Origin of the sequence: Paenibacillus cisolokensis (genome assembly GCF_018403665.1) — a bacterium.
Taxonomy (GTDB): domain Bacteria; phylum Bacillota; class Bacilli; order Paenibacillales; family Paenibacillaceae; genus Paenibacillus_AH; species Paenibacillus_AH cisolokensis.
Genome location: NZ_BOVJ01000168.1, coordinates 1 through 24,544 on the forward strand (window position 1 = coordinate 1; position 24,544 = coordinate 24,544).

21 protein-coding genes, 4 pseudogenes and 1 other annotated feature are annotated in these 24,544 nt (G+C 57.2%); of the genes and pseudogenes, 17 read left to right on the plus strand and 8 right to left on the minus strand.

Going from position 1 to position 24,544, the window contains the following annotated elements; genetic code table 11:
- Positions 1-31: 31 nt before the first annotated feature.
- Genes PACILC2_RS21255 through PACILC2_RS21265 form a run of 3 tightly spaced genes read right to left on the minus strand, consistent with a single transcriptional unit; the run spans position 32 to position 2,204 of the window.
- The gene (locus PACILC2_RS21255; RefSeq protein WP_062493278.1) at positions 32-1,270 is read right to left on the minus strand and encodes a cation:proton antiporter; all 1,239 of its coding nucleotides are present in this window, start codon (positions 1,268-1,270) and stop codon (positions 32-34) included.
- 3 nt (positions 1,271-1,273) lie between these two features.
- Positions 1,274-1,768 (minus strand): cation:proton antiporter regulatory subunit, encoded by a 495-nt coding sequence (locus PACILC2_RS21260; RefSeq protein ID WP_062493277.1) that lies wholly within the window; start codon positions 1,766-1,768, stop codon positions 1,274-1,276.
- A gap of 58 nt (positions 1,769-1,826) precedes the next feature.
- Complete coding sequence (locus tag PACILC2_RS21265) at positions 1,827-2,204, minus strand: hypothetical protein (RefSeq protein WP_213530700.1); 378 nt, start codon at positions 2,202-2,204, stop codon at positions 1,827-1,829.
- Positions 2,205-2,437: 233 nt separating this feature from the next.
- Here PACILC2_RS21265 and PACILC2_RS21270 point away from each other — a divergent pair, with 233 nt between their 5' ends.
- From PACILC2_RS21270 to PACILC2_RS21285, 4 genes are all read left to right on the plus strand, one after another.
- Positions 2,438-2,947: a lipocalin/fatty acid-binding family protein gene (locus PACILC2_RS21270; protein WP_062493275.1), complete on the plus strand. Its 510-nt coding sequence runs from the start codon at positions 2,438-2,440 to the stop codon at positions 2,945-2,947.
- 239 nt (positions 2,948-3,186) lie between these two features.
- Positions 3,187-4,692 (plus strand): UDP-N-acetylmuramoyl-L-alanyl-D-glutamate--2,6-diaminopimelate ligase, encoded by a 1,506-nt coding sequence (locus tag PACILC2_RS21275; RefSeq protein ID WP_213530702.1) that lies wholly within the window; start codon positions 3,187-3,189, stop codon positions 4,690-4,692.
- 14 nt (positions 4,693-4,706) lie between these two features.
- A complete protein-coding gene (locus PACILC2_RS21280) occupies positions 4,707-5,711 on the plus strand; it encodes a serine hydrolase domain-containing protein (protein WP_244863703.1) in 1,005 nt (334 codons plus the stop codon).
- Positions 5,712-5,736: 25 nt separating this feature from the next.
- Entirely contained in the window at positions 5,737-6,360 is a 624-nt protein-coding gene (locus PACILC2_RS21285; protein WP_307860672.1) for a metallophosphoesterase family protein, read from the plus strand.
- 66 nt (positions 6,361-6,426) lie between these two features.
- On the opposite strand, the gene PACILC2_RS21290 is transcribed toward PACILC2_RS21285, so the two are convergent.
- Positions 6,427-6,801 (minus strand): hypothetical protein, encoded by a 375-nt coding sequence (locus tag PACILC2_RS21290; RefSeq protein ID WP_062493271.1) that lies wholly within the window; start codon positions 6,799-6,801, stop codon positions 6,427-6,429.
- 154 nt (positions 6,802-6,955) lie between these two features.
- On the opposite strand from PACILC2_RS21290, the gene PACILC2_RS21295 reads away from it, so the two are divergent.
- On the plus strand, positions 6,956-7,297 hold the full coding sequence (locus tag PACILC2_RS21295; RefSeq protein WP_213530704.1) for a DUF2512 family protein: 342 nt from the start codon (positions 6,956-6,958) through the stop codon (positions 7,295-7,297).
- Positions 7,298-7,316: 19 nt separating this feature from the next.
- On the opposite strand, the pseudogene PACILC2_RS21300 reads toward PACILC2_RS21295, so the two are convergent.
- Positions 7,317-7,418: pseudogene (locus tag PACILC2_RS21300) on the minus strand (EamA/RhaT family transporter); the annotation flags it as partial.
- 203 nt (positions 7,419-7,621) lie between these two features.
- Here PACILC2_RS21300 and PACILC2_RS21305 point away from each other — a divergent pair.
- The 3 genes from PACILC2_RS21305 to PACILC2_RS21315 all read left to right on the plus strand — a co-directional run bounded on the left by PACILC2_RS21305 (position 7,622) and on the right by PACILC2_RS21315 (position 10,514).
- Positions 7,622-8,344, plus strand: a complete 723-nt coding sequence (locus PACILC2_RS21305; protein ID WP_213530706.1) for an RNA polymerase sigma factor — start codon at positions 7,622-7,624, stop codon at positions 8,342-8,344.
- Positions 8,345-8,360: 16 nt separating this feature from the next.
- Positions 8,361-8,942 carry an ATP-dependent Clp endopeptidase proteolytic subunit ClpP gene (clpP, locus tag PACILC2_RS21310; RefSeq protein WP_062493268.1) on the plus strand — a complete coding sequence of 194 codons (582 nt, stop codon included), beginning with the start codon at positions 8,361-8,363 and terminating at the stop codon, positions 8,940-8,942.
- Between the two features lie 174 nt (positions 8,943-9,116).
- Entirely contained in the window at positions 9,117-10,514 is a 1,398-nt protein-coding gene (locus PACILC2_RS21315; protein ID WP_062493267.1) for an MDR family MFS transporter, read from the plus strand.
- Positions 10,515-10,536: 22 nt separating this feature from the next.
- Here PACILC2_RS21315 and PACILC2_RS29560 read toward each other — a convergent pair.
- Positions 10,537-11,315, minus strand: a pseudogene (locus PACILC2_RS29560) (YheC/YheD family protein).
- A 236-nt stretch (positions 11,316-11,551) separates the two neighbouring features.
- Between PACILC2_RS29560 and PACILC2_RS21325 the strand changes: the two are divergent.
- On the plus strand, positions 11,552-12,427 hold the full coding sequence (locus PACILC2_RS21325; protein ID WP_213530708.1) for a VOC family protein: 876 nt from the start codon (positions 11,552-11,554) through the stop codon (positions 12,425-12,427).
- Positions 12,428-12,559: 132 nt separating this feature from the next.
- Here PACILC2_RS21325 and uraA read toward each other — a convergent pair whose 3' ends face one another.
- Both uraA and PACILC2_RS21335 read right to left on the minus strand, forming a co-directional pair.
- Positions 12,560-13,867 (minus strand): uracil permease, encoded by a 1,308-nt coding sequence (uraA, locus tag PACILC2_RS21330; protein WP_213530710.1) that lies wholly within the window; start codon positions 13,865-13,867, stop codon positions 12,560-12,562.
- Positions 13,868-14,170: 303 nt separating this feature from the next.
- Positions 14,171-14,512, minus strand: coding sequence for a hypothetical protein (locus PACILC2_RS21335; RefSeq protein WP_062493263.1), 342 nt, complete (start codon positions 14,510-14,512; stop codon positions 14,171-14,173).
- 491 nt (positions 14,513-15,003) lie between these two features.
- On the opposite strand from PACILC2_RS21335, the pseudogene PACILC2_RS21340 reads away from it, so the two are divergent.
- The 8 genes and pseudogenes from PACILC2_RS21340 (at position 15,004) to PACILC2_RS21370 (ending at position 24,442) form a co-directional block, all read left to right on the plus strand.
- A pseudogene (locus PACILC2_RS21340) lies at positions 15,004-17,870 on the plus strand (2-oxoglutarate dehydrogenase E1 component).
- 15 nt (positions 17,871-17,885) lie between these two features.
- Positions 17,886-19,174 (plus strand): annotated as a pseudogene (gene odhB / locus PACILC2_RS21345) (2-oxoglutarate dehydrogenase complex dihydrolipoyllysine-residue succinyltransferase).
- 73 nt (positions 19,175-19,247) lie between these two features.
- Positions 19,248-19,480 (plus strand) — a binding site (T-box leader).
- Between the two features lie 52 nt (positions 19,481-19,532).
- Complete coding sequence (argS, locus tag PACILC2_RS21350) at positions 19,533-21,227, plus strand: arginine--tRNA ligase (protein WP_213530712.1); 1,695 nt, start codon at positions 19,533-19,535, stop codon at positions 21,225-21,227.
- 230 nt (positions 21,228-21,457) lie between these two features.
- A complete protein-coding gene (locus tag PACILC2_RS27390; protein WP_244863706.1) occupies positions 21,458-21,637 on the plus strand; it encodes a hypothetical protein in 180 nt (59 codons plus the stop codon).
- On the plus strand, positions 21,634-22,632 hold the full coding sequence (locus PACILC2_RS21355; RefSeq protein ID WP_244863707.1) for an acyltransferase: 999 nt from the start codon (positions 21,634-21,636) through the stop codon (positions 22,630-22,632). The genes PACILC2_RS27390 and PACILC2_RS21355 overlap by 4 nt, the downstream gene beginning before the upstream one ends.
- Before the next feature lie 90 nt (positions 22,633-22,722).
- A complete protein-coding gene (locus tag PACILC2_RS21360) occupies positions 22,723-22,944 on the plus strand; it encodes a DUF2905 domain-containing protein (protein ID WP_062493258.1) in 222 nt (73 codons plus the stop codon).
- Positions 22,945-22,996: 52 nt separating this feature from the next.
- Positions 22,997-23,389, plus strand: coding sequence for a hypothetical protein (locus PACILC2_RS21365; RefSeq protein WP_213530716.1), 393 nt, complete (start codon positions 22,997-22,999; stop codon positions 23,387-23,389).
- 105 nt (positions 23,390-23,494) lie between these two features.
- Positions 23,495-24,442, plus strand: coding sequence for an NHL repeat-containing protein (locus PACILC2_RS21370; protein ID WP_213530764.1), 948 nt, complete (start codon positions 23,495-23,497; stop codon positions 24,440-24,442).
- The last annotated feature ends 102 nt before the right edge of the window (positions 24,443-24,544 follow it).

Consider the following 24,544-nt stretch of genomic DNA (forward strand, 5'->3'; position numbering starts at 1 on the left):
CGCCCCCTCCTACTCGATCCCGATGGCTGATTTATCCTTCTCTGTCCCGATCCGGAACGCTGCTTACGGCCGCCGCTTTAGGCTTATCCAGTCTGAAAATTTTGTTGATTATTTTGTAGACCGTTTTCGATTCCTTCGTAAGCAGAGGGCCGAGAATGGCGAGAATCAGAACGTACAGTGCGGCGAACGGCTGCAGGATTGCAAGCAATCCTCCGGCTTTGCCGAGATTCGCCATAATGATCGAAAACTCGCCGCGGGACACGATCGTCAAGCCGATGTTGGCGGACGACTTGTTCGACAGTCCGGCCATTCGACCGGCCAGCATCCCGGCGACAAAATTGCCGATCAGCGTAATGACGACGGCGCCAAGCGACAACCATACGGCGTCTCCCAGCGACAGCGGATCGATCGTAAGACCGAAGCTGAAGAAGAACAGGGCGCCGAAGAAATCGCGGAACGGCAAGATCATATGCTCGATCCGTTTCATATGCTCCGTTTCGGCGAGCACGAGCCCGAAGAGGAGCGCGCCGATCGCCTCGGCAACATGGATCGTTTCGGAGAAGCCGGCGATCAGGAACAGAAATCCGAAGATAAACAGCAGAAACACTTCATTGGAGCGAATATTTAATAACCGGTTTAAGAGCGGTGCGCATTTGCGGCCGACGATCAGGACGATCAGCATGAAACCGAGTGCAACGCCCGCGGATATCAATACATCGACGAACGAACTCGAGCCGCTGAGCACAAGCCCGGACAGAATGGAAATGTAGACGGCGAGGAAAACGTCTTCGAACATGATGATACCGAGAATCATCTCGGTCTCCGGATTGGCCGTCCTTTTCAGGTCGATCAGAACTTTGGCGACAATCGCGCTGGACGAAATGGTCGTAATACCTGCGACAACGAGTATTTCCTTGAAAGGCAAGCCGACGATCCAGGCAAACAGAAGGCCGAGCGTAAAGTTGATGACAATATAAATGGTTCCGCCGACTGCGATCGATTTGCCGGACTTGATGAGCCGGCCGACGGAAAATTCAAGACCGAGGTAAAATAAGAGGAACAGGACGCCGAGTCTTCCCAGAAACTCAATTAACGACGCGCTTTCGATAAATCGAAAATCGAACAGCCCGACAACCGGAGCGTGCGGTCCTACGGCCATTCCGATCAAAATATAGAACGGAATGACGGAGAACCGCAGCTTGCTTGATAGAAGGCCAGCGAGAGCGATAAGTGTAACGGCGAGACCAAGCTGGAATACGGTATGGTCCATTCGTTATTCACTCCCGCTCAGGAGGATGTTCTTCAGCTTTTTAATATGCTGGCGTTCGCCCGCTACGATAAGCGTGCTGTTGACGCGGAACACATAATCCGGACCGGGGTTGATTTGCTTCGTGTGGTCGTGCTCGACGACAGCGATAATCGAAGCGCCGGTTTCTTGCCGGATTTGCATTTCGCCTATCGTTTTGCCAATGCATGCCGCTCCCGGTTCGATTTTGTACCATTCGATAATCAAATCGTTCAGCGCGATTTCGATCGTTTCCAAAGCTTTAGGCTTGTAGGCCATGCCGCCCACGATGCCGGCTATGCTCCGTGCTTCGTCGTCGTCAAGCGTCACCATCGACACCGAATCGTCCGGATCGTCGTAATCGAAGTGGTACAGCTCTCGCCGGCCGTCATCGTGAATGACGATGACCATCTTGTCTCCGCTCTTCGTATCGATCTGAAACTTCCGCCCGATGCCTGGCAAATCCGATTCGCGAATATTCATGAACTATGACCTCCGTATAGTGGGTTCTATATATTTGTCATGACTTGACCGCAATGCTTCATACCTTCCGCAATTTAGCGGATAAAAAGGTCGTGTTGCATTTGATCGGCATCAGCATCAGCAGCTTCAACCCGAGGCCTATGGCCGAACGGGTTCTGCGCTTCGCGGCGAGCCTGCGTTGAAGCCTGCGTATGGAGGACAGCGCGGGGAACGCCGGCAGCGCGGTGATGGGCTGGGCTTTCGTCAACAGCTGCGGCTTGGTCGAATAGGCGCTGCGCACGGTCGCTTTCTGCTCCAATGCGGAACGCTCGGCGAGCTGAGAACGCTCATTAGGCAGGGGAAGCTCGTCTTCAGCCAAATTGGGGACGACGCCGGCCCATGCGACAGCGATGGAAACAAGCAGCAGCAGTAAACGGACCAGTCGGTTCTCGATCATTTTGGAACGCTTCCCCTCCCTTCATTTTTCCCTGTTTTGCTCTTTTAGCCCCAGGCTTCGCTCATGCCTACACAATCAGGTTCAAGGATACCGTTTTGCTTCATTCAAGTCAAGAAAACCGAGAAAATCTCAACAATTTGGGCATACATATGCAACATAAATGGCATCCCGATCGTCTTATATTATAGAAGAGCGAAAAAACGAATGCGAATAGGTCAAGGGAGCGATACATAATGAAGAAGACGACGATCAGTTTGGTTGTTGCAGTGGCTTGCTTGTTCACAGTCGGACTTGCCTTGGCCGAAAATAACGAATACGAACCCGTGCCGAGAACGGCCGACACGATAACCGTTTTTATCGATCATATCCGGAGCGCCGACGGCGGTTATGCCGTAACTTTCGATCAGGTGGACTGGTACGAAGGAGAAGAGGCGAACGCCGTATTTCGCGAACGGGAGAACGATCCGGAAGTGACCGAAGCGCCGGACGGCTATTATATCGTCAATGACGACGAGACGATGCGGACGTTGAAGCTGGACGCCAACGCCGTTGTGCTGCTGCAATTGTACAACCGTACGGGCGATCCGACGGAAGCCGAAATTGTATGGAATGAGAAAGTGCCGGCGGAACGGTTCGTCGAATTGATCGAAGCAAACGACGGATTCGGCATGAAAGATTTTCCTTATCATCTGACAGTGAAGAATGGCGTCATCGTCAAGGTCGTTCAGCAGTTTATTCCATAAACCGTATCATCGCTCGAATAATGAGGGCGGATCTTTCCGAGTAGCGGGAAGATCCGCCTTTTTACTTGCGCGGGGGCTTGGCGGAGTCCGTTACCTGATGCAGGTTCGTTACATTGAGTTTTCGGCTTTGGGGAACACTCGTTACCAGATGTTTATCGCTTGGCAACAGGATCGATACATGAACGGGTTATTTTGAACATAAGGAGAACGAACCACTGACACAGGAGGACTTTTCATCTATGAAATTGTCATCGCTGATCCGGCATATTCCTTGCGTTCAGCTTGCCGGACAAACGGACCCCGACATAGCCGACATCCAGTTTGACTCCCGGAAAGCAGGCAAAGGGACGCTGTTCGTTTGCGTCCCCGGACTGCGGACAGACGGACATCTGTACGCCCGGGATGCGGTGTCGCGCGGAGCGGCGGCACTGCTTGTCGAACGCCCGGTAGACATAGCGGGAACGGATGCGGCCGTCATCCAGGTGTCGGATATCCGAAACGTGATGGCAAGGCTGGCGGTAGCGTTTTACGGCGATCCGACCCGTGAGCTCAAAGTGATCGGGGTGACGGGGACGAACGGCAAGACGACGACGACCCATATGATTCGCCATTTGCTGGAGCATGCCGGCCGACCGGCCGGCATCATCGGCACATTGGGCGTCGCGTATGGCGATTTCGAGGAGAAGACGGCGAATACGACGCCGGAATCGGTCGACCTTCAGCGGTACATGCGTTTGATGGCCGACCGGGGAGCGGCATATGCCGTCATCGAAGCGTCTTCCCAGGCGCTGGCGATGGGGAGAATGAACGGCTGCCGGCGCCATCTGGCCGTCTTCACCAATCTGACCCGCGATCATCTCGACTATCATTCCAATTTGAAAGCCTATGCCGATTGCAAAGCGAAGCTGTTCGACGACAGCCTTTGCCCCGGTGCCGGGCACCCGATCGCAGTCGTCAACGCGGACGATCCGGCATCCGATTTGATGGTTCGGGCATCCCGGGCGGAAGTTATCCGTTACGGCATCCGCCGCCGCGCAGACGTCAGAGCGGTCGGCATTCGCCGCACGGACAAAGGCATGGCATTCGCTATCGCTGCGGTGAACGAAACGTTCGAGGTCGAGCTCCCCCTGTTCGGCATGCATAACGTTTATAATGCGCTGGCCGCGTCTGCGGCGGCACTTCGGGAAGGATTGTCCCCGGCGGAAATCCGGGAAGCGCTGAGCGGCTTCCGCGGTGTGAAGGGGCGGTATCAGTTCGTCCAGGCAGGCCAACCGTACCGCGTGATCGTCGACTACGCCCATAATCCGGACGGTTTGAAAAAATTGTTGCAAACAGCGCGGGAGCATGGCGGCAAGCTGATCAGCGTCGTCGGATGCGAAGGCGACAAAGACAAGGGCAAACGCCCGGTCATGGCGCGGATTGCGGCTCAATATTCCGACCGGACCATCTTTACGACGGACAATCCTCATTCGGAAGATCCCATCCGCATATTGTCCGATATGTATAAAGGTCTCGATCACGCATCTTGCCGCAGCAAGGCCGTCATTATACCGGACCGGCGCGAAGCGATCGCGTGCGCGCTGGATACGGCCCGGCAAGATCCGGACTATAGCGTCGTCATCGCCGGCAAAGGGCATGAAACCCGACAATGGTGGCACGGGACGAGCATTCCGTTCGACGATGCGGAAGTTGCGGCCGAGACGATTCGACGTCTGGAGGCTGAAAATGCGGCTGTGGTAAAATAAGACGAAGCTGATGAATGGGGAGCGATGAGCATTCGATGCAGGACGATTCGAATTTGCCGCAAGGCTCGGCCGATGAAAACGGGATGGACATCGCCAGGCTCGAGGCGCTGGCTTCGCAATTGCCGGAGTGGGGAATGCGGGATGTCGTAGTTGTCCGGCACGGACAGCTGGTATGGGAATGGCATGCAGCGGGGGACGATCGTCTTGCCGCCATCTATTCCTGTACGAAGAGCATACTTTCCGCGCTTGTCGGCATTGCGATCGGACAAGGCATACTCGCGGGGCCCGAGCAGCCGGCGGCCGAACTGCTGCCGGAACTGGCCGAGGCGGCCGACGAGCGGAAGCGCGCGATTACGATCGGGCATCTGCTGACGATGACGTCAGGGCTCGAGTGGCCCGATTTCGACAAGCCTTACCGGCGCATGAAAGCGTCCGCCGACTGGGTCCGTTTCGTCGCCGAAACGCCGCTCGCCCACGCGCCCGGCCAGGTGTTCGCTTACAATTCCGGCGGATCGCATTTGCTTTCGGCCATTCTGACCCGGGCGACAGGCGAGTCGGCATTGGTATTCGCCAGAAAGCATATATTGGATAAACTGGGAGTTCGCGATGTGCGTTGGAACGATCACGGGGGCATCAATGAGGGCGGAACCGGTATTCATATGAGTTCCCGGGATTTGGCGAAATTCGGCCTGCTGTATTTGCAGGGAGGGCGCTGGGGCGGCGAGCAGCTCGTTCCGGAATGGTGGGTGCGCGCTTCGCTTTCGCCCAAGCATAAAGGATTGATGAATTATGAGCCGCCGATCTACGGACAATACGGTTATCATTGGTGGATATCGGAGCGGTCGGCCAACCGCTGGGCCGATTGCCCGTTTGCATTCGGCTACGGCGGCCAATGTCTGTTTATCGTCCCGTCAGCCGATCTTGTCGTCGTCGTTCGCAAGCGCCCGGCCGGCCGCAATCAGGCGATCCTGTCGCATCGGGTTCTGTTTGACGGCATCGCCGAAGCAGTCCTGTCATAAGTTCGACAGTGAGAGGAGCGTATGAATGATGCTCATCGGAGTGCTGTCCGATACGCATATGCCGAAAATGGCCCGTCGGCTCCCTTCGCGTCTCGTGCAGAAGCTGAAAAAGGCGGATCTTATTTTGCATGCGGGCGACTGGTGCTCGCTAGCGGTGTGGGAGGAGTTGTCCGCGATTGCGCCGGTGGAGGGGGTTGCGGGAAACAACGACGGCAGCGATATCGTCCGCCGTTTCGGATATAAGAAGCGGCTCGAGCTGGAGGGCGTCCGCATCGGCATCGTACACGGCCATCAGCCGCTTGGACGAAGCGGCACCGAGCGAAACGCGCTGAGCGCGTTCGCCGACAATCCGGTTCATGTCATTATATTCGGGCATTCGCACATCCCGGTCCGCAAGACCGTTGGCCATACGCTGCTGTTCAACCCCGGCTCTCCTACCGACAAGCGGCGCCAGCCGCAGTATTCTTTCGGTTTGCTGCACATTCATGACGGCAAAGTCAAGGCGGAGCATCTGTTTTCAAAGACAAAACGTGAACGCCGACCGCTGGTGCCTACCAAAAGCAGAAGGCAACAAAACCGGAGCGGGAAGAAGCGGCGGCATCGACGGCGATCGCGGCGGCAGCGGCCGTCGGCTCCGCGGCGCAGATGAGACGAATGCCGTACAGCCAAGGCGAGCAAGCGCCTTGGCTCGTTTGCGTGGCCATGATCGCGAATGCTATACGAGCGCCCCGGCTTGCCGGACGATTTGCATGGCGCGTTCGTAATCCTCTTCTTCGACGACCAGCGTCAGCAAAATATCGCGTCCTGTCGTCTGGTTGTCGTCCCCGCCGGAGCTCATGCCGCTCGCGCTGACGCTTGCGGCTGCGAGCACGGCCGCGTCCCGATCTTCAAAATCGCCCCCGAGCGTCAAATACCCGAGTCCGGGGAAATCGCCGGTAACCGGATTTTCGATACGATCGATGCCGTCGCCGGGGTAGCCGTCGATCCGATCGACGGACGAATCGACGACACGGACATCTTTCAGCAAGTTCAGCGCTTCTTTCGCCTCTTCCGGGCTTTTGAAGAAAGCCAAAATATTTTTCTCCGCCATAACGGTCTCCTTCCAATGCTGAATTTTCGTTATAGTTTGCGCCGGCTTCTTCTGCAATATCGCGCTGCAAACGTTGCAAATGTTGGCGCGAATAAGCGGGATGCGCGATGCGCATCACTAAAGCGACAAGGATCTACCGGGAGGATGGCCGCTCATGGTTAATTTTTTGGTGAAATGGATCTTAAACGGGATTGTCGTTGTTCCTTTGCTTATGCTGTATGCCGGAGTTTCGTTCTCGGAATCGTTCGTTGCCGCTACTTTGCTCGTAGTCGTCGCATACGGCATCGGAGATCAGTTTATTTTTCGTTATACGAATAATGGTTTGGCCACTGTCGCGGATTTCATTCTGGCATGCGCCGTGCTATGGCTGGCCGCCGTTTTGACGGGCTGGGATCTGAGCGCCGGAGAAATAACGGTTATTGCCGTCATCCTGGGCATCACGGAGTACTTTTATCACCGGTATTTTCTGCGCGAAAATGTATTCGGAGGCTTATAAAAAACTTCCGAAGCTGTCAAACCATCGTGACGACGGGGACTAAATTGAAAAATAATGAGGTTTTGCCGGCTCCGATTTCCATCACACCTTTGTTCCACCGCAAATAGCCCAATACACTAGTGCTCTTTCATATTAAAATTTTGACCGCTAGCTGAGTTTAGCCGGGCTTGAATCCACTATACACTGTAATCGTGACAAGTATTGTCATATAGTAAACCAAGCGGAGGCTGCCGGCCTTCGTTTTTTTTTATGAAGCCGTATCTTTTGGCCGCTTCCGTTCGTTTACAGAATGAAGGCGTCTTGAAGAGAAAAGGAGGTGCGGGGATGCCATCGCAACGGGGTCGAGGCGGCCGGGACAGCGGCTTGGAATTTGAAATCGCCGTGATAAGAGACGCGCTTGTCCGCTACGGTCTGTCCCTCACGGGATCGCCGTGGGATGCGGAAGATTTGGCCCAGGAGGCGTGTCTGAAGGCGATGCCCGTTCTGCAGCGCAGACTGCAGCATGACAATCCGGTAGCTTACGCGCTGCGTATCGCCAAAAACGTCTGGATCGATCAGCAGCGGCGGAACCGATTGTTCCGGCAGCTGATGGAGAACGGTCTGCCCGGGATGAAAACGGCCGAAAAGGACGCTGCGGAAGAAACGGAGGCGGTTATGAACATGCTGCTTTCGCGTCTGTCGCCGATGCAATGCGTCATTTTTCTGCTTCGGGAAACGATGGGCTATACGGGGCCGGAGACGGCGAATATGCTCGGCTGTTCGGAAGGAGCGGTCAAATCGGCGCTGTACCGGGCGCGCAGAGCGCTGGAACGAATGCGCCGCGCCGGCGTCGAGGCGCTGCCGGAGCGGAGCGGGAGCGTCAAGCGCGAGCTGGCGTACGCTTTTGCGGCCGCCTTCCGCATCGGCGATGCTTACGCGCTTATCCGGCTCGTTCAAGACGACGGATTCGATAGTACGCCGACAGCCTTTGTCACCGTTTCCCGTCCGGACGGCGCGCCGGAATGCCGACTGGACGGCGGCACGGCAAGGGCGCTGATGTCGGCGTAAAAGGAGGGCGAACAGGATGAGTCTAGTCCCTTACGTCGTGGAGCAGACGAGCCGCGGAGAGCGGAGCTACGATATCTATTCGCGTCTGCTGCGCGACCGGATCGTGCTGGTCGGCGACGCAATCGACGACCAAATGTCGAATGCGGTTGTGGCGCAGCTTCTGTTTCTGGCGGCAGACGATCCGGAGAAGGATATCCAGATGTTTATCAATAGCCCCGGAGGCTCCATAACGGCCGGCATGGCGATTTACGATACGATGCAGTATATCAAGCCCGACGTATCGACGATTTGTATCGGCATGGCGGCGAGTTTCGGCGCGCTGCTGCTTGCCGGAGGAACGAAGGGCAAACGGTATGCGCTGCCCAACAGCGAAATGATGATCCACCAGCCGCTTGGCGGAGCCAAAGGCCAGGCGGTCGACATCAAAATCCATGCGGAATGGATTCTCCGCACGAGAGAAAAAGTCAACCGGATTATGGCGAAGCATACGGGTCAGCCGATCGAGCGGATCGAACGCGATTCGGACCGCGATTATTACATGAGCGCCGATGAAGCGGCAGCCTACGGTTTGGTCGACCGTATCATTTCCGCCTTGTAGTTGGCAATAGTGCGAAGCGAATCCTCTTCCTGGCTCATGCCAGTTTCCATGCAGCGGCCCGCCGGACGTATTGATCCGTCGGGCCGCCGGTCGTTATAATGGAGTAATGGCCGCAACGGCCAAATGGCGGTCGAATCTGTTATTGATGATGGAAACAAAGGAAGTGGAGATGCGATGAAAGGAGCCACAGACAGGCGCAAGGTAACGTTCGCGTTATTCATCGCCACGTTTCTGGCCGCAATCGAAGGGACGATCGTCAGTACGGCCATGCCGAAAATAACGGGCGAACTGCACGGGCTGGAACAGTATAGCTGGGTCATATCCGTCTATTTGCTCGCGACGGTGATCGGAACGCCCATATACGGCAAGCTGGCCGATCTGTACGGCCGCAAAAGCGTCTTCATGACCGGCGCGCTTATTTTTCTTGCCGGGTCCATGCTTTCCGGCTTGTCCCAAACGATGGAGCAGCTTATTCTGTTCCGGGTTGTGCAGGGACTCGGAGCCGGTGCGCTCATTACCGTTCCTTATACGATCATTGCGGATATTTACCCGTTCGAGCAGCGGGGCAAAGTGCTCGGTTGGACCGCGAGTATTTGGGGAATTGCCGGCATCGCCGGTCCGCCGGTCGGCGGCTTGCTCGTCGATTATGTGTCGTGGCGGGCGATCTTTTACATGAATTTGCCGTTCGGAATGGTCGCCTTGACGTTGTTCCACTTGTCTTTTCGCGAGTCGTTCGAACGCAGGAAGCGGCACATCGATTACCCGGGTATCGTGACGTTCGCCGGCGGCATGTTCTGTTTTCTGTATGCGCTGACGCTGCTCGGCGGCGAAACCGGAACGCCGGTCTCCCGGACCGGAACGTTGTTATGGCTGGCGGGCGCCGCCGTCTTGCTGACGGCGTTCTTCATCGCGGAAAGACGTTCCCCGGAGCCGATCGTGCCGCTCGGACTGTTCCGAATTCGCACGATCAGCACGGCCAACGCCGACAGCTTTCTGATCTGCGTCATTAATGTGGCGGCGATCTTTTATGTCCCGCTATGGATTCAGGGCGTTTACGGCGAATCGGCCACCTATTCCGGTCTGGCGATGATTCCGCTGTCCGTCGGATGGCCTCTCGGTTCGATCGTAGCGGGCAATTTGATGGCGAAAATCGGCATGCGCCGTCTCTCGATAACCGGCGCGTTGTTTCTTATCGCAGGCAGCGCCGGCTTCGCGACGATGACCGCCTCCACGCCGGTCTGGATGCTGATGATTTTCACGTTCCTTGCCGGCATGTCGTTCGGTTTGTCGTTAACGTCGTTCACCGTCGCCATCCAGTCTGCCGTCGGCTGGGAGGTGCGGGGCTCTGCGACAGCGATGAACAACTTCATCCGTAACCTGGGGCAGACCATCGGCATCGCCGTGTTCGGGATGATGCTGCATACCGGCAGCGCGAACACGCTGGAACCCGCGAAGCTGGAAGCAAGTCTGCATGGCATATTTCTCGTCATTCTCGCGCTGTCGTTCGTCGCGCTGCTTCTTTCGCTGAATTTGCCGAAGCAGGAAGAGCGGGCGGAGCCCGCCGCTTCCTGACGGGATCTGCCGTTAGCCCGCTCTAGGCGTCGCAGCGGCCATAGCTGCGCGCGAACGACCGCATCCGGTTGTAAGCGGTCCGATCGAGCTTGCGAAGCGGATGAAATTGCGGATGATTCGAATTTACTTCGAGAATCCACAGTTTCCCGTTCTTGTCGAAGGCCCAGTCGATTCCCATCTCGTACATGCCCGACCGTTTGGCCGCCAGTACGCGGGACACCTTCTCGGATAGACGGGGTAAATCGCGAATCTTCGACTTGATTGCGGATTCGGGCAGCCTCTTGTGCTTCAGCAGCTTGCGGATAGTCCATATTTGTCCGCCCTGATAATAGTTGGTGACGATTCGGTCGGCGGTGCCGACTTTGACGAAAAACCGGTGCAAGTCCACGGCCCGCCCGGCCGTCGCTGCACCATGGCGCGAATGTCGTACGGCCGGGCTTCGACGGTGTCGAGCGGTATGGCGCGCTGAACGATCCGTTTTTGGCGTTTCGACTGCAGATGGCGATATAGCTTCATCAGATTGACAAAAGTCCGCTTGCGCACGCTGCGCCGGCGGGTCGACCTCAGCACGTACCCGTCGCCGGTGCGCGTCATTTTGTGGATTCCGATGCCGAGCGAACCGATGTCCGGCTTGATGTAAAGCGAGCGGTGAGCGGCGGCCATCCGCTTCAGCGACGCTTCCGTCAGACGGGCCGTTTGCGGAACGAAAGCCCGGGTGCGCTTATCGCTTTTCAAATAACGGCAAACGTTCAGCTTTCCCCATATCGCACGGCTGTTGTAGCGTTTCCTGAACAACGGCAATCACCTCTTGACCAACATATGCAGGACGCCTCTCAGGGACTGTACATATAACTATACGGGCCGCACAATTCGAAATGGCGATATAAGATATAGCGGAAAATATAGCGAAAATTAGCGATAGGATATAGTGAAAGAGGTTCTTTCCGCCGCCGTGCAATTGACATGGCGGCGCCGTCCCTATATACTTACAAATATAAAGTTACTAAAAGATAGATTGATAATTGGAGGGGACGGTCATGAATCAAGCAGTCATTCACCCGCAAACGGCACTTGGGCGCGTACGGCTGAATATTGTCGATCTGGAGAAGTCCATTGCGTTTTACCGCGAAGTTGTCGGGTTGACGCTGCTGAAGCGGTCGGAGGGCGCGGCCGTATTGGGCGTACCTCCGGGCGTACCGCTTGTGGAGCTTGAGGAAGGGGCTACGGGCAGTCTTCCGAAACGCGCTTATGCCGGACTGTATCATTTTGCCATCCTGCTTCCGGATCGCGTCCGCTTGGGCGAAGCATTGAGAAGGCTGATCGAGCACGACATTCCGTTCGGCCAGGCGGATCATCTCGTCAGCGAAGCGTTGTACATTCACGATCCGGACGGAAACGGCATCGAGATCTATGCCGACCGGCCCCGCGATCAGTGGACCTGGAACGAGCGGGGAGAAGTGGCGATGTCAACCGATCCGCTCGACCTGGAGGGCTTGCTCAGAGCGTCCGTCGGCCGGAAAGGCCAACAAATGCCCGAGGGAACGACGATGGGCCATGTCCATCTTCATGTAAGCGATCTGGGAGCGTCCCGATCGTTCTATCACGGCATACTCGGTTTCGGCGTGACGGCCCGCTATGGCCCCCAGGCCTTGTTCGTCTCCGCGGGAGGCTATCATCATCATCTCGGATTGAATACGTGGGCAGGCGCCGGCGCTCCGCTGCCGCCGGAGAACGCGCCCGGGCTGCGCTTCTTTACGGTCGTTCCGCCCGATGCGCAAGCTTACGGCGACGTCTTGCGGCGGCTGGAAGAAGCCGGCTGCCGAGTCGAGCGCCACGCGGAAGAGGCGTTTGCGCTGGACCCTTCCGGCATCCGCATCCGCTTCCGGCTGCCGGAGGCGGAAGCTGTCGTATGAGCCGTCCGCGGCGCTTCATATACGGCCGGATCAATAGCGGATACAAGGTTTGACGCTTGCGTTTTCGCCGGACGAAAAGCAGCAGCGCCGCCGTCGCGTTGGCGAAGGCGGCGCTGCTGCGCTTTGGAATCGTTATTCGTTCGTACTTTCGGGCGCCGGTTCCCCGTTGTTGCCGAGCCTGAGCACTTCGATCAGCTTGAAGAAGAGGCTGAGCGCGATGGCGGCAACGGTGGCGAGCGCCATTCCTTTCAGCTCGAAAGAACCCCATGCAAACTTCGTGCCGCTTACGCCGAGAACGAGTACGACGGCCGTCAAGATCATGTTTTGCGGTTTGCCGTAATCGACTTTCGCATCGACGAGCATCCGGAGTCCGGCTACGGCGATGACGCCGAACAGCATAATCGACACGCCGCCGAGCACCGGCGTCGGCACATTCGCGATGACAGCCGACAGCTTCCCGAAAAACGACAGTATAATCGCGAACACCGCCGCTCCGCCGATGACGAATACGGAGAATACGCGGGTCAGCGTCATGACGCCGATGTTTTCGCCGTAGGTGGTGTTCGGCGTCGAGCCGACGAAGCCGGATAGAAGCGTGGAGACGCCGTTGCCGATCAGCGAGCGGTGAAGGCCGGGATCGCGCGTCAGGTCGCGTCCGACGATCTTTTCCGTCACGAACAGATGGCCGATATGCTCGACGATGACGACCAGCGCCGCCGGCAAGACGATCAGGATGACGGACAGGTCGAATTTCGGGAACGTAAAGTCCGGCATCACGAAGAAGCTTGCCTTTCTTACGGGGGCAAGATCGACGAGACCCGCCGCCCAGGCGATCGCGTATCCGGCAACGAACCCGATCAGAATCGGAATGATCTTCAGAAATCCGCGAAACAGCACGTTGCCCAGTATAATAATGAGCAGAGTGGCGAACGAGACGAGCACCGCTTTCGGGTCGGGGCTCCACGATGCGGCCGCAGCGCCCTCCGGCGGTATCCATCCGGCCATCCGGGCGGCGACGGGCACAAGCTCCAGGCCGATTACCGCCACGATCGCGCCCATCGCGGCCGGCGGGAAGACGATGTCGATCCACTTCGTCCCGACCGCCTTCACAAGCAGGCCGACGAGCGTAAAGACGAGGCCGACGACGATGAACGCTCCGAGCACGTAAGGATATTTCTCGGGCGTATTGTCGCCGAGGACCAGCGTGACCGGCGAAATGAACGCGAAGCTGGAGCCGAGATAGGCCGGGATCCGCCCTTTGCAAATGAACAGATACAGCAGCGTGCCGATGCCGTTCATCAGCAGAATCGTCCCGACGTCGACCTTGAACAGAATCGGGACCAGTACCGTCGAGCCAAACATCGCGAACAGGTGCTGGAGGCTCAGCGGCAAGCTTTGGAGCAGCGGCGGACGCTCGTCCACCTGAATGACACGATTCACATCATTTCCCCCAATAACGTCTTAATCTTGCTTAAACCTTTAACATCTTACCAGAATCGAAGGCTTTTGACAGCCTATTTCTTCAAAAAAACAGCAAACCTCGCGGGAACCGGCTTGGAGGACGATAAGGGCGATCAGGGAAGCGAGAGACGACAGGGACTCCGGGGTGATCGGGGCCGGGCGAAAGCGAGGACGGCATAGATGCCGGAGCACAATGGAGACCCGGGGACTATCGGGGAAGCCGGGGGCGACGGGGGACGCCGGAGCGCAGCGGCGCGGCCAGGCCGGCATCACCCCGCAAGACTACAGCTTTTGCACCGTAAGCGTCTGCACGCGGCGAATTCGGTACGTATGCCTCAGTTGCTCCTCGGTCACAACAGCGAGCTTCACCAGCCCGGCGATTTTCCCGGCATCGTGGGTCGACATCAGACGCCACAGGGCCGGATCGGGGAAAGCTTCTTGCAACTTGTCGTCCGAATATTCCCGCCGATCCTGCACGTTAATCTTCAGGATATAATCGCCGTAAGCCCGCTTCGCGATCCCGTCATGTCCGTCAAGCAGCTCGTTCCGCAGCTTGCCAAGCTCTTCGTTTACCTCCGCAGCCAGCTTTTTCAGCTCGAAATACCGTTTGAGCTTTTCCTCCATGCCGAACTCCTCCTCGCGTCATCTGATATCCGTTCAGTTTATGAGCGTTCGGGAACAAACAGACCTGCTTGTCGTCGTCCCGCCGCAGCGGACGGCGGAACGCGGCCTTTGGCTTGCGGGTTTAAATCGGCAGCCGGGAGGTCATAAATAGATAGACAACGGGGCATTCGCGCGCCGTCTGCCGCGTTCAAAAAAATGTCGAAATTTAGACACGAATTATACATAAATATTAAAAGCGATTTTTCAACCGAAAAACAAGAATTTATTGGTATTTTCTTCGAATATTAAGGCCGTATGAATATAAATATGTTAAAATAAATAGCGACCAATGTACCAAAACCGCAACTTTTGCAGTTTTTGTCCGTTCTATCGGCATTTTTGGCTATCAATGCCTGGGAATGGCATGTTACAAATGTGGAGAATTTTTGTACGTTGGTGTATGATGGCAACGAGAGTGGTTGAAGCAAACAAGCGAGGTGGCGAAAACCGCAATGACGTCAGACGGTACGAACAATCAGAATCCATGGCAGAACTATTACGGACCGAACTACGGTTACGTGCAGGAACAATACGAACGGTATTTGAACGATCCCGGTTCGGTCGATGCGACCTTCAGGGAGCTGTTCGATCGCTGGGGAAGCCCTCCGCCGGCGCCCGCTCACGGCGCATCGGCCGATTTTGTCGCGCCTTCTTCCGGCGCTCCGTCCCACGATCTTCTGCGCAAGGTGGTCGCGGCGGAGAAATTGGTCTGGAATATTCGGACTTACGGCCATCTGGCTGCCGATATCGATCCGCTGGAACTGCGGGCCAAAGGAGACACCCGGCTTCTGGACCCGAGCACTTATCATTTGACGGAGGCCGATCTTGAGGCGATTCCGGCGTCGCTGATCTGGGAGCATGCTCCGAGCGATGTGCGCACGGGAAAAGACGCGATCAAGCGCCTTCTTCAGACGTATACGAAAACGATTGCCTTTGAATTTTCCCATGTTCATCAGGAGGAAGAGCGGGACTGGCTGAATCGCCAGGCCGAACTCGCGATGTCTTCCGTCACGCTGAGTCCGGAGGAGAAGAAGGCGCTGCTGCGCCGCCTGACCCAAGTCGAACAGTTCGAAGTGTTTCTGCATCGGACGTTCGTCGGACAAAAGCGCTTTTCCATTGAAGGCGTCGATATGCTCGTCCCGATGATCGATGGACTTATTCGCGCGTTCGCCGACAACGGCATCAAGCATGTGCTGATGGGAATGGCTCACCGCGGCCGCCTGAATGTGCTGGCGCATGTGCTCGGCAAGCCTTACGGCAAAATCTTTTCCGAATTCCATCATTCGCCGAATAAAGATATGATTCCGTCCGAAGGGTCGATGGGGATAAATTACGGCTGGACCGGCGACGTTAAATATCATCTGGGAGCGGATTATTCCTACAGCGGCAAAAAATCGAACGTAACCCGCGTGACGCTGGCGAACAACCCGAGCCATCTGGAGTTCGTCAACCCGGTCGTCGAAGGGTTTACCCGCGCCGCGCAGGAGGATCGGACGCAGGCCGGATATCCGCGCCAGGATTACGACAAGGCAGCGACGATTCTCGTTCACGGGGACGCCGCGTTCCCGGGCGAAGGCATTGTGGCGGAGACGCTCAATTTCAATCAGCTTCCGGGCTACCGCAACGGCGGAACGGTTCATATTATCGCGAACAACCGGATCGGCTTCACGACGGAAAGCCACGATTCCCGGTCGACTTTGTACGCCAGCGATCTGGCCAAAGGCTTTGAAATTCCGATCGTGCACGTCAACGCTGACGATCCGATAGCCTGCATCGCCGCGGTGCGGCTGGCGAGCGAATACCGTCTGCGGTTCAAGAAAGATTTTCTAATCGATCTGGTCGGGTACCGGCGATTCGGCCATAACGAATCGGACGATCCGGAAGCGACCCAGCCGCTTATTTACCAAGTCGTCCGGAACCATCCGACGATCGCCGCCAAATGGGGCGAGCAGCTGGTGGCGGAAGGATTGATCAGCAAGGCGGAAATCAAGGAAATGCAAGAAGAGATCGTAGCCGAAATGAAAGAGGCGTACGATCGGGTCAAGCGCCAGGAAAAGCTGGAGTACGCCCTTCAGAAGAGCGAGCCGCTCAGCACGCAGCGCAACACGGAGACGACGACAGCCGTTCCGCTCAAAAAGCTGAAGGAAATCAACGCCGCGATGCTGGAGCGCCCGGAAGGGTTTACGGTGTATCCGAAGCTGCAGCGCATTCTGGAGCGCCGCGCCAACGCCCTCGAGGAGGGCGAGAAAGTCGACTGGGCGCATGCCGAGGCGCTTGCATTTGCGACTATACTCGCCGACGGCAAGCCGATCCGGCTGACCGGTCAAGATTCGGAACGCGGCACGTTCGCTCATCGCCATCTGGTGCTGCATGACGTCAAGACGGGCGAGACGTTCTCGCCGCTGCACCGGCTGCCGCAGGCCAAAGCGTCGTTCGCGATTCACAACAGTCCGTTGTCCGAAGCGTCGGTGCTCGGGTTCGAATACGGCTACAACGTGTTTTCGCCGGAAACGCTTGTGCTGTGGGAAGCGCAATTCGGCGATTTCACGAACGCCGCGCAAGTCATTATCGACCAGTTCATTAGCGCCGGGCGCGTGAAATGGTCGCAGCGCTCTTCCATCGTGCTGCTGCTGCCGCACGGCTACGAAGGCCAGGGGCCGGAGCACTCGAGCGCGCGGCTCGAACGCTTCTTGCAGATGGCGGCGGAAGACAACTGGACCGTGGCGAACTTGACGACGGCGGCCCAATACTTCCATCTGCTTCGCCGTCAAGCCGCGCTGACCGAAAGCGATCACGCCCGCCCGCTCGTGCTGATGGCGCCGAAGAGCTTGCTCCGCAATCCGCGGGTCGCGTCGCCGGCCGCCGATTTTGCAAGCGGGACCTTCAAGACCGTACTGGAGCAGCCCGGCTCCGGCGGAAGACCGGATCGAGTCGACCGGCTCATCCTGTGTACGGGCAAAGTGGCCGTCGATCTCGAAGAAGCGCTGTCTGCGCTTGAGGAAGCCGAACGGGATTGGATCCATGTCGTCCGGGTGGAGCAATTGTACCCGTTCCCGAAGGATGAGATCGCGGGGATTCTGAAAAATATGCGAATGCCAGCGAAATCGTATGGCTCCAGGAAGAGCCGAAAAATATGGGCGCGTGGTCATACATCGAACCGAGGCTGAGGGAGATCGCGCCGCGGCCGGACATCATCCGCTACATCGGCCGTCCGGAGCGGGCCAGCACCGCAAGCGGATATCAGAACGTTCACAGTTACGAGCAGCAGCAAATCATCGCAGCGGCCATGAAGCAGCGGGCCCGGGAAACTCAAGCGTAAGGAGAGGTTGTCACCGTGAACGAAATCAAAGTGCCCGCTATGGGCGAATCGATAACCGAAGGAACCATTTCCAGATGGCTGGTTAAAGAAGGCGATACGGTCAATGAAGGAGATGCGCTCCTCGAGCTGGAAACCGATAAAGTCAATCTGGAAATCAGCGCGGAAGCGAGCGGTGTATTGACCGAAATCCGCTTCCGCGAAGGCGATAACGTACAGGTCGGCGAGACAGTGGGCATTATTTCCGACGCGGCGGCCGGCGCCGCGCCGGCCGCCCGGGAGCAGGCCAAGCCGGCCGAGCCGGAAGGCAAAGCCGAACCGGCACCGGCCCAATCGGCGCCGGCCGCAGCTGCGCCGCAGCCGGCCCCGGCTGCCGCAGCCGCAGGCCGCGGGGAAGGAACGGCAAACGCTTCGCCGGCGGCACGCAAGCTGGCCAGAGAGCGCGGAATTCCGCTCGACAGCGTACAAACGAAAGATCCGATCGGCCGCATCCGTCCGGAGGATGTGCTGTCGCACGGCACCGCCGGCTCGGCGCCGCAAGCGGCGGCTAATGCGACCGCGCCGAAAGCAGCGGCCCCTGCCGCTGCGCCGGCGGCGGACGCCGGCAAGCCGATTGAGCGGCAGCGCATGTCGCGGCGCCGTCAGACGATTGCGGCGCGGCTTGTCGAAGCGCAGCGCACGGCCGCGATGCTGACGACGTTCAACGAGGTAGATATGACGGCGATCCTCGATATTCGCAAGCGCCGCAAACAATCGTTCCAGGAAAAGCATGACGTCGGACTCGGCTTCATGTCCTTCTTCACCAAGGCGGTCGTCGGTGCGCTGAAGCAGTTCCCGCTGCTGAATGCGGAAATTCAAGGGGACGAGCTGCTCGTGAAGAAGTTTTACGATATCGGCATTGCGGTATCGGCGAAGGAAGGGCTCGTCGTGCCGGTCGTGCGGGATGCCGACAGGCTCAGCTTTGCCGAGATCGAACGGCAGATCGCCGAGCTGGCGGCGAAGGCGCGCAGCAACGCGCTGACATTGTCGGACCTCCAGGGCGGCACGTTCACCATTACAAACGGCGGCGTTTTCGGTTCGCTGATGTCGACCCCGATTTTGAACGCTCCGCAGGTCGGCATTCTCGGCATGCATAAAATCCAATGGCGTCCGGTCGCGATCGATCAGGAAAAATGGAAAACCGGCCGATGATGTACATCGCCTTGTCCTACGACCACCGGATCGTGGACGGCGCCGAAGCGGTCCGCTTCCTGGTCACGGTGAAAGAATTGCTGGAAGATCCGGAATCGCTCCTTCTGGAAGGCTAAGTTCGAACCTTCGCGGCCGGTCACAAGCCGCTTGCTTTTCCGGGTAGCGAAAGCTATAATGGGAAAAATAGGGATACAGACGAGGAACGGGAGAGTACCTTGGCGCAAACCGCTTGCAGCGAGCCGGGATGGTGGAAGCCGGCAGCGGACGGCAGGGGAAGCGGTCCCGGGAGTCGCATGCCCGAACGATGCCAGTAGGGTATGCCGGCGCAAGCCGTTAACATTGTTCAAGATGGTATTTCCGCCAGCGGCGGAAATACCAAGAAGAGTGGCACCGCGTAAAGCGACAAGCTTTCCGTCTCTTTGACAGAGACGGAAAGCTTTTTTATTTGGCGGGACACGGAAGGAGGAATAATGTATGCTGTTGCAATTGGCGGCGGAACGGATCGCGCCGCATCTGCCGGAAGCCGGCGTTGAAATTGCGGAATGGCTCGAATATCCGCCAAAACCGGAAATGGGCGACGTCAGCTTGCCTTGCTTCGTGTTGGCCAAACGGCTCAAGCGCTCCCCGCAGAGCATCGCCGCGGAAACGGCAGACAAGCTGAACGAAGCGGATGGAGGCATCCGGGCGGAAGCGGCGGGCGGTTATCTTAATTTGCGCTTCGAACCTTCCGTCTGGAGCGCCCGGCTGCTTCGCCGCATCGCGGACGACAAGTTCGGACAGCCGGATTGGGGAAAGGGACGAACGGTCGTCATCGATATGTCGTCGCCGAATATCGCGAAGCCGTTCGGCGTCGGCCATCTGCGCTCGACGGTCATCGGCAACGCGCTCGGCAACCTGTACCGGGCGGCCGGCTACCGCGTCATCCGCGTCAATCATTTGGGGGATTGGGGAACCCAGTTCGGCAAGCTGATCGCCGCCTACAAGCGTTGGGGAAACGATGAAGCGCTCGCCGCCGAACCGATCCGGGAAAGCTTGCGGCTTTACGTGAAATTTCACGACGAGTCGGAGCGTTCGCCGAAGCTCGCAGACGAAGGCCGCGAGTGGTTCCGCCGGCTGGAAGCGGGCGACGATGAAGCGCGGCGGCTGTGGGACACATTTGTCCGCGCCAGTATGAAAGAATTCGACCGGGTATACGAACGGCTCGGCATCCGGTTCGATCATGTGCTCGGCGAAAGCTTCTATAATGACAAAATCGGCGCCGTCGTCGAGCGGCTCGCGGAGCAGTCGCTGCTGGAGGAAAGCGACGGCGCGCAGGTAGTCCGTCTGGCGGAAGAAGGGCTGCCGCCGTGTCTCATCCTGAAATCGGATGGCGCCACGATTTACCCGGCGCGCGATTTGGCCACCGCCATTTACCGCAAGGAAACGATGGGCGCGGATATGCTGCTGTACGTCGTCGGCGCCGAGCAAACGCTCCATTTCAAGCAAGTATTCGCCGTTCTCGCCCGGATGGGCTGTACGTGGAGCGAAGCTTGCCGTCATGTGCCGTTCGGATTGATGCGGATGAACGGGAAGAAAATGTCGACGCGCCGGGGACAGGTCGTATTTCTCGAAGAAGTGCTGGACGAAGCGGTCGCGAGAGCGGAGCGGATGATCGCGGACAAAAATCCCGAACTGCCGAATCGCAAAGAGGTTGCCGAAGTGATCGGCGTCGGAGCGGTCGTGTTCGGGGACCTGAAACATCGGCGGATGCTGGAAATCGACTTCAATCTGGATGAGGCGATCAGTTTCGACGGCGAAACCGGGCCCTATCTGCAATATACGTTTGCCCGGGCATCCAGCCTGCTGCGCAAAGGACGGGACGACGTTCCCGATCGTGCCGACAATATCGACGGCGTGCATCTGTCCTCCCCTGAAGCGTGGATGTGCGTCAAGATGCTTTGCGGATATGAGGAGGCGCTGGCGGAAGCGCTGCGGGACGACGAGCCTTCCGTCATGGCGCGGTATTTGCTCGATCTCGCCAAAGCGTTCAACCGCTTCTACCACGCCGAGCGCATCGTTGCGGACAGCCGTTCCGAGCGCCGCGCAAAACTGACGCTTGTCTCGCTGGCGGCGCGGAAGCTGCAAAGCGGCATGGCGCTGCTCGGTCTGAGGACCCCCGAACGGATGTAGCCGATCATAATCGATGCAGGGCGGCTTATGCCGATGAAACAAATAATGGTTCTCGTTCGTCTAATCGTTAAGGCTGGCGCAAGCTGGACAAACGTATCATCATTTGCATAACCATTATTTGACAAAAATTATTGGCAAAGCTCGCTTGTTATTGCATAATGGGACATATGCCGTGACCAGACTGCGGCATACTTGGCTTTGATTTGGGGAAACATCGGAGGAGAGGCGAAATGCTGAAAAGGGAACGATTGAACGAGCTGGACCTCGTGCGCGCCATGGCGATCGTATGCGTCATCATGGTTCACGCCACGTCGTCGGCGATCGCCGAGACGACGGGGATGCGCTCGTTCGTCGTCTACAATTTTTTAACATCTTTTTTCGGATCGGGACGCCCATTTTTATTTTTTTGAGCAGCTTCGTCCTGTTTTACAATTACTATCATCAGCCGTTTACGAAAGAAAAGCTGGCCCGCTTTTTCAGCAGACGCTTCATGTTTATTCTCATTCCGTACGTTATCTTCTCGATCGTGTTTTATCTTGTGCGCAACTATCAATATTTTGACGGCTGGTCGTTGATGTACACGCTTGAGCATTTCGGCATCCGGCTGCTGACCGGAAAAGCGAATGCCCATCTGTATTTTGTCATTATCAATATCCAATTTTATTTGATGTTTCCGATATTTCTTATGCTGTTCAAGAAAAGCAAATGGTTGCGGGTGCTGGCACTTCCGCTCGGTTTTGCCATTCAGTGGGCTTTCGTGCTGCTGAACGCCGAATATTTCCACCTTCAATATAAAGGCAGCGTTTCTTTCTCATATATGAGCTATTTCTTTTTGGGCGCTTTTCTCGGCATCTATTTCGATAAATTTCAACAGTGGTTCAAGCCGGGCAAGCTGAAGAACGGCGGCTCGAAGCTGCCCGTCTGGCTGACGGTCTGGGCGTTGTGGGCGGCATCGGCTGCCGCGCATATTTGGGTCATGTATTCGGGCCGCACCGGGCTGCACAAGTGGAGCAGCGAAATGTACGACGCGGTATGGAATATCCACACTTATTTTTCGGCAATCGTCATGCTGCAGGCGGCTTTCTGCTTGCACCATAACGCTCCGAAGTGGTCGGTCCGCATGATGGCCGGCTTCGGCTCGATCTCGTTCGGCGTCTATTTGTTCCATCCGCTCGTCCTGCATTATTACCGGATGACGAAGCCCGATTGGCAAGGCATCCCGTTCCATCTGTGGTACGCAGGCGGATTTGTGCTCGCGGTTCTCGTATCGTGGCTGGTCGTCGGGCTTGTAACGAAATATTTCAAATGGTCGTGGCTCCTGTTCGGATCGGTTGCGAAGCAGAAGACGCCGCGGCCGAAGCAGGCTCCGGGCCAATACAGCGAAACGCCCCAGGCTTATTCGTAAGCCGGGGCTTTGCTTTTCTTGCCGCACCGTCCCTGGCATTTTATAATAAAACCAACGTTTGCAACGCGTTCCGGCAAAGGAGTGACTAACATGAGCGATATGCCGAAGCTGCTGATCGCGCTAGGCGTTATTTTGATCGTTGTCGGCGTCATATGGATGATCGGCGGACGGTGGCTGCCGTTCGGCCGTCTGCCCGGCGATATTGTCGTGGAAAAAGAAAATATGCGCTTCTATTTTCCGATCGTGACGTGCATCATTGTCAGCGTCGTGCTGTCGCTGATCGGCTTTGTCGTCAACCGCTTCTTCAAATAAAATGCAGCGCGGCCCTGCACGCGTTACAGCTGCCGAAAGGAGGCGACACGCCATGAACCCCGATTTCATCCGGTTGAAATCGCTGGAAGGCGAATTGAAGCTGTCGCACAAAAACAAGGACTATGGAATTACCGTATCGACGGCGGAATTTGTCATTCACAAGCCGCATGTCAACTACTTCATCCGGTTTGCCGATATGGTGAGCATCGTGCCGTACGAAGCGCCGGGCGGCGGCCGCATGGCCGTCCGGCATAAACGGCGCGGAGGAGCCGAGCTTGCGACGGCGAATCCGAGCCGCGACACGTACCGGATTTTCGTGCGCGGCGCGACCGTTCATAACCGGAGCGGCCGGTTCGATATCGGACCGATGGAGTTCGTGCTGCCGATCCACCGGGATCTGCTCGAGCTGGTGGCGCAATACAGCGGCATGGAGCTGTTTCGCTAGTCTGTTGGACGCATTTTTGCAAGCTGCGGAAGGAATCGGGACTTTTCGGGAGAATTGTTTGGAGAATTGATTATCGCAGCGTTCATCGATAAGGAGGAGAAATGGATGAATACGGTTGACAGCGTTTCCAACCTGGTCGGAAGCGGTTCGCATGTTTACGAGGCGAATTCGAACTGGGCGAAGCTTCCGGATTCGATTCGGCTTGGCTATACGCACGGCATCGTCACCGATGCGCAGGATAACGTCTATCTGTTTCATACCAACCGTCCGAGCGTCGTCAAATTCGACCCGGAAGGGAACTACATTTCTTCATGGGGCGACGAGTATGCCGGGGGGGCGCACGGCTTTTACCTTCACCGGGAAAGCGGCGGCGAATTTTTGTATTTGACCGATACGAGCAGAGGGCTGCTCGTCAAGACGACGCTTGACGGGGAGAAGGTGCTGGAGCTCGGAACGCCGGACCTGCCGGGCATATACGATGACGATCACCGCTATGTGCCGACCGACGCCGCCGTCGCGCCGAACGGAGACATTTACGTCACCGACGGCTACGGCCAGAACTGGATTCACCGCTATTCGTCGGACGGCACTTATATTTCCTCTTTCGGCGGCACCGGCAGCGAGCCGGGCAAGCTGTCCTGTCCGCACGGCATCAGCATCGACACGAGAAACGGGGAACCGGAGCTGTATGTCGCCGACCGGAGCAATCACCGGATTCAGGTTTTGACGCTGGACGGCGCGCACAAACGGTTTATCGACGAAAATATGGATATGCCTTGCAGCTTTTTTATTTTCGGCGATGAGCTTTACTTTCCGGACCTGCACAGCCGCGTTACGATTTTCGACCGCAACGACAAGCTGATTACCCATCTGGGCGAGGATCAGCAGGCTTACAAGCAGGAAGGCTGGCCGAACTTGCCGGAATCGTACTTCCGCCCGAACCGGTTCAGTTCTCCGCACGGGGTATGCGTCGACTCGAAAGGGGACGTATACGTGGCAGAATGGACGGTGAACGGACGGGTGACGAAGCTGACGCGCGTTCGGCACAAATAAGATCGAGCGGAAACGAAACCGGACGAACGGCTTCGCCCCGAATGGAATGGCGAATCCGGCCATGAAGCCCCCGCCACTTACAAGTGGTTTGGGGGCTTTTTG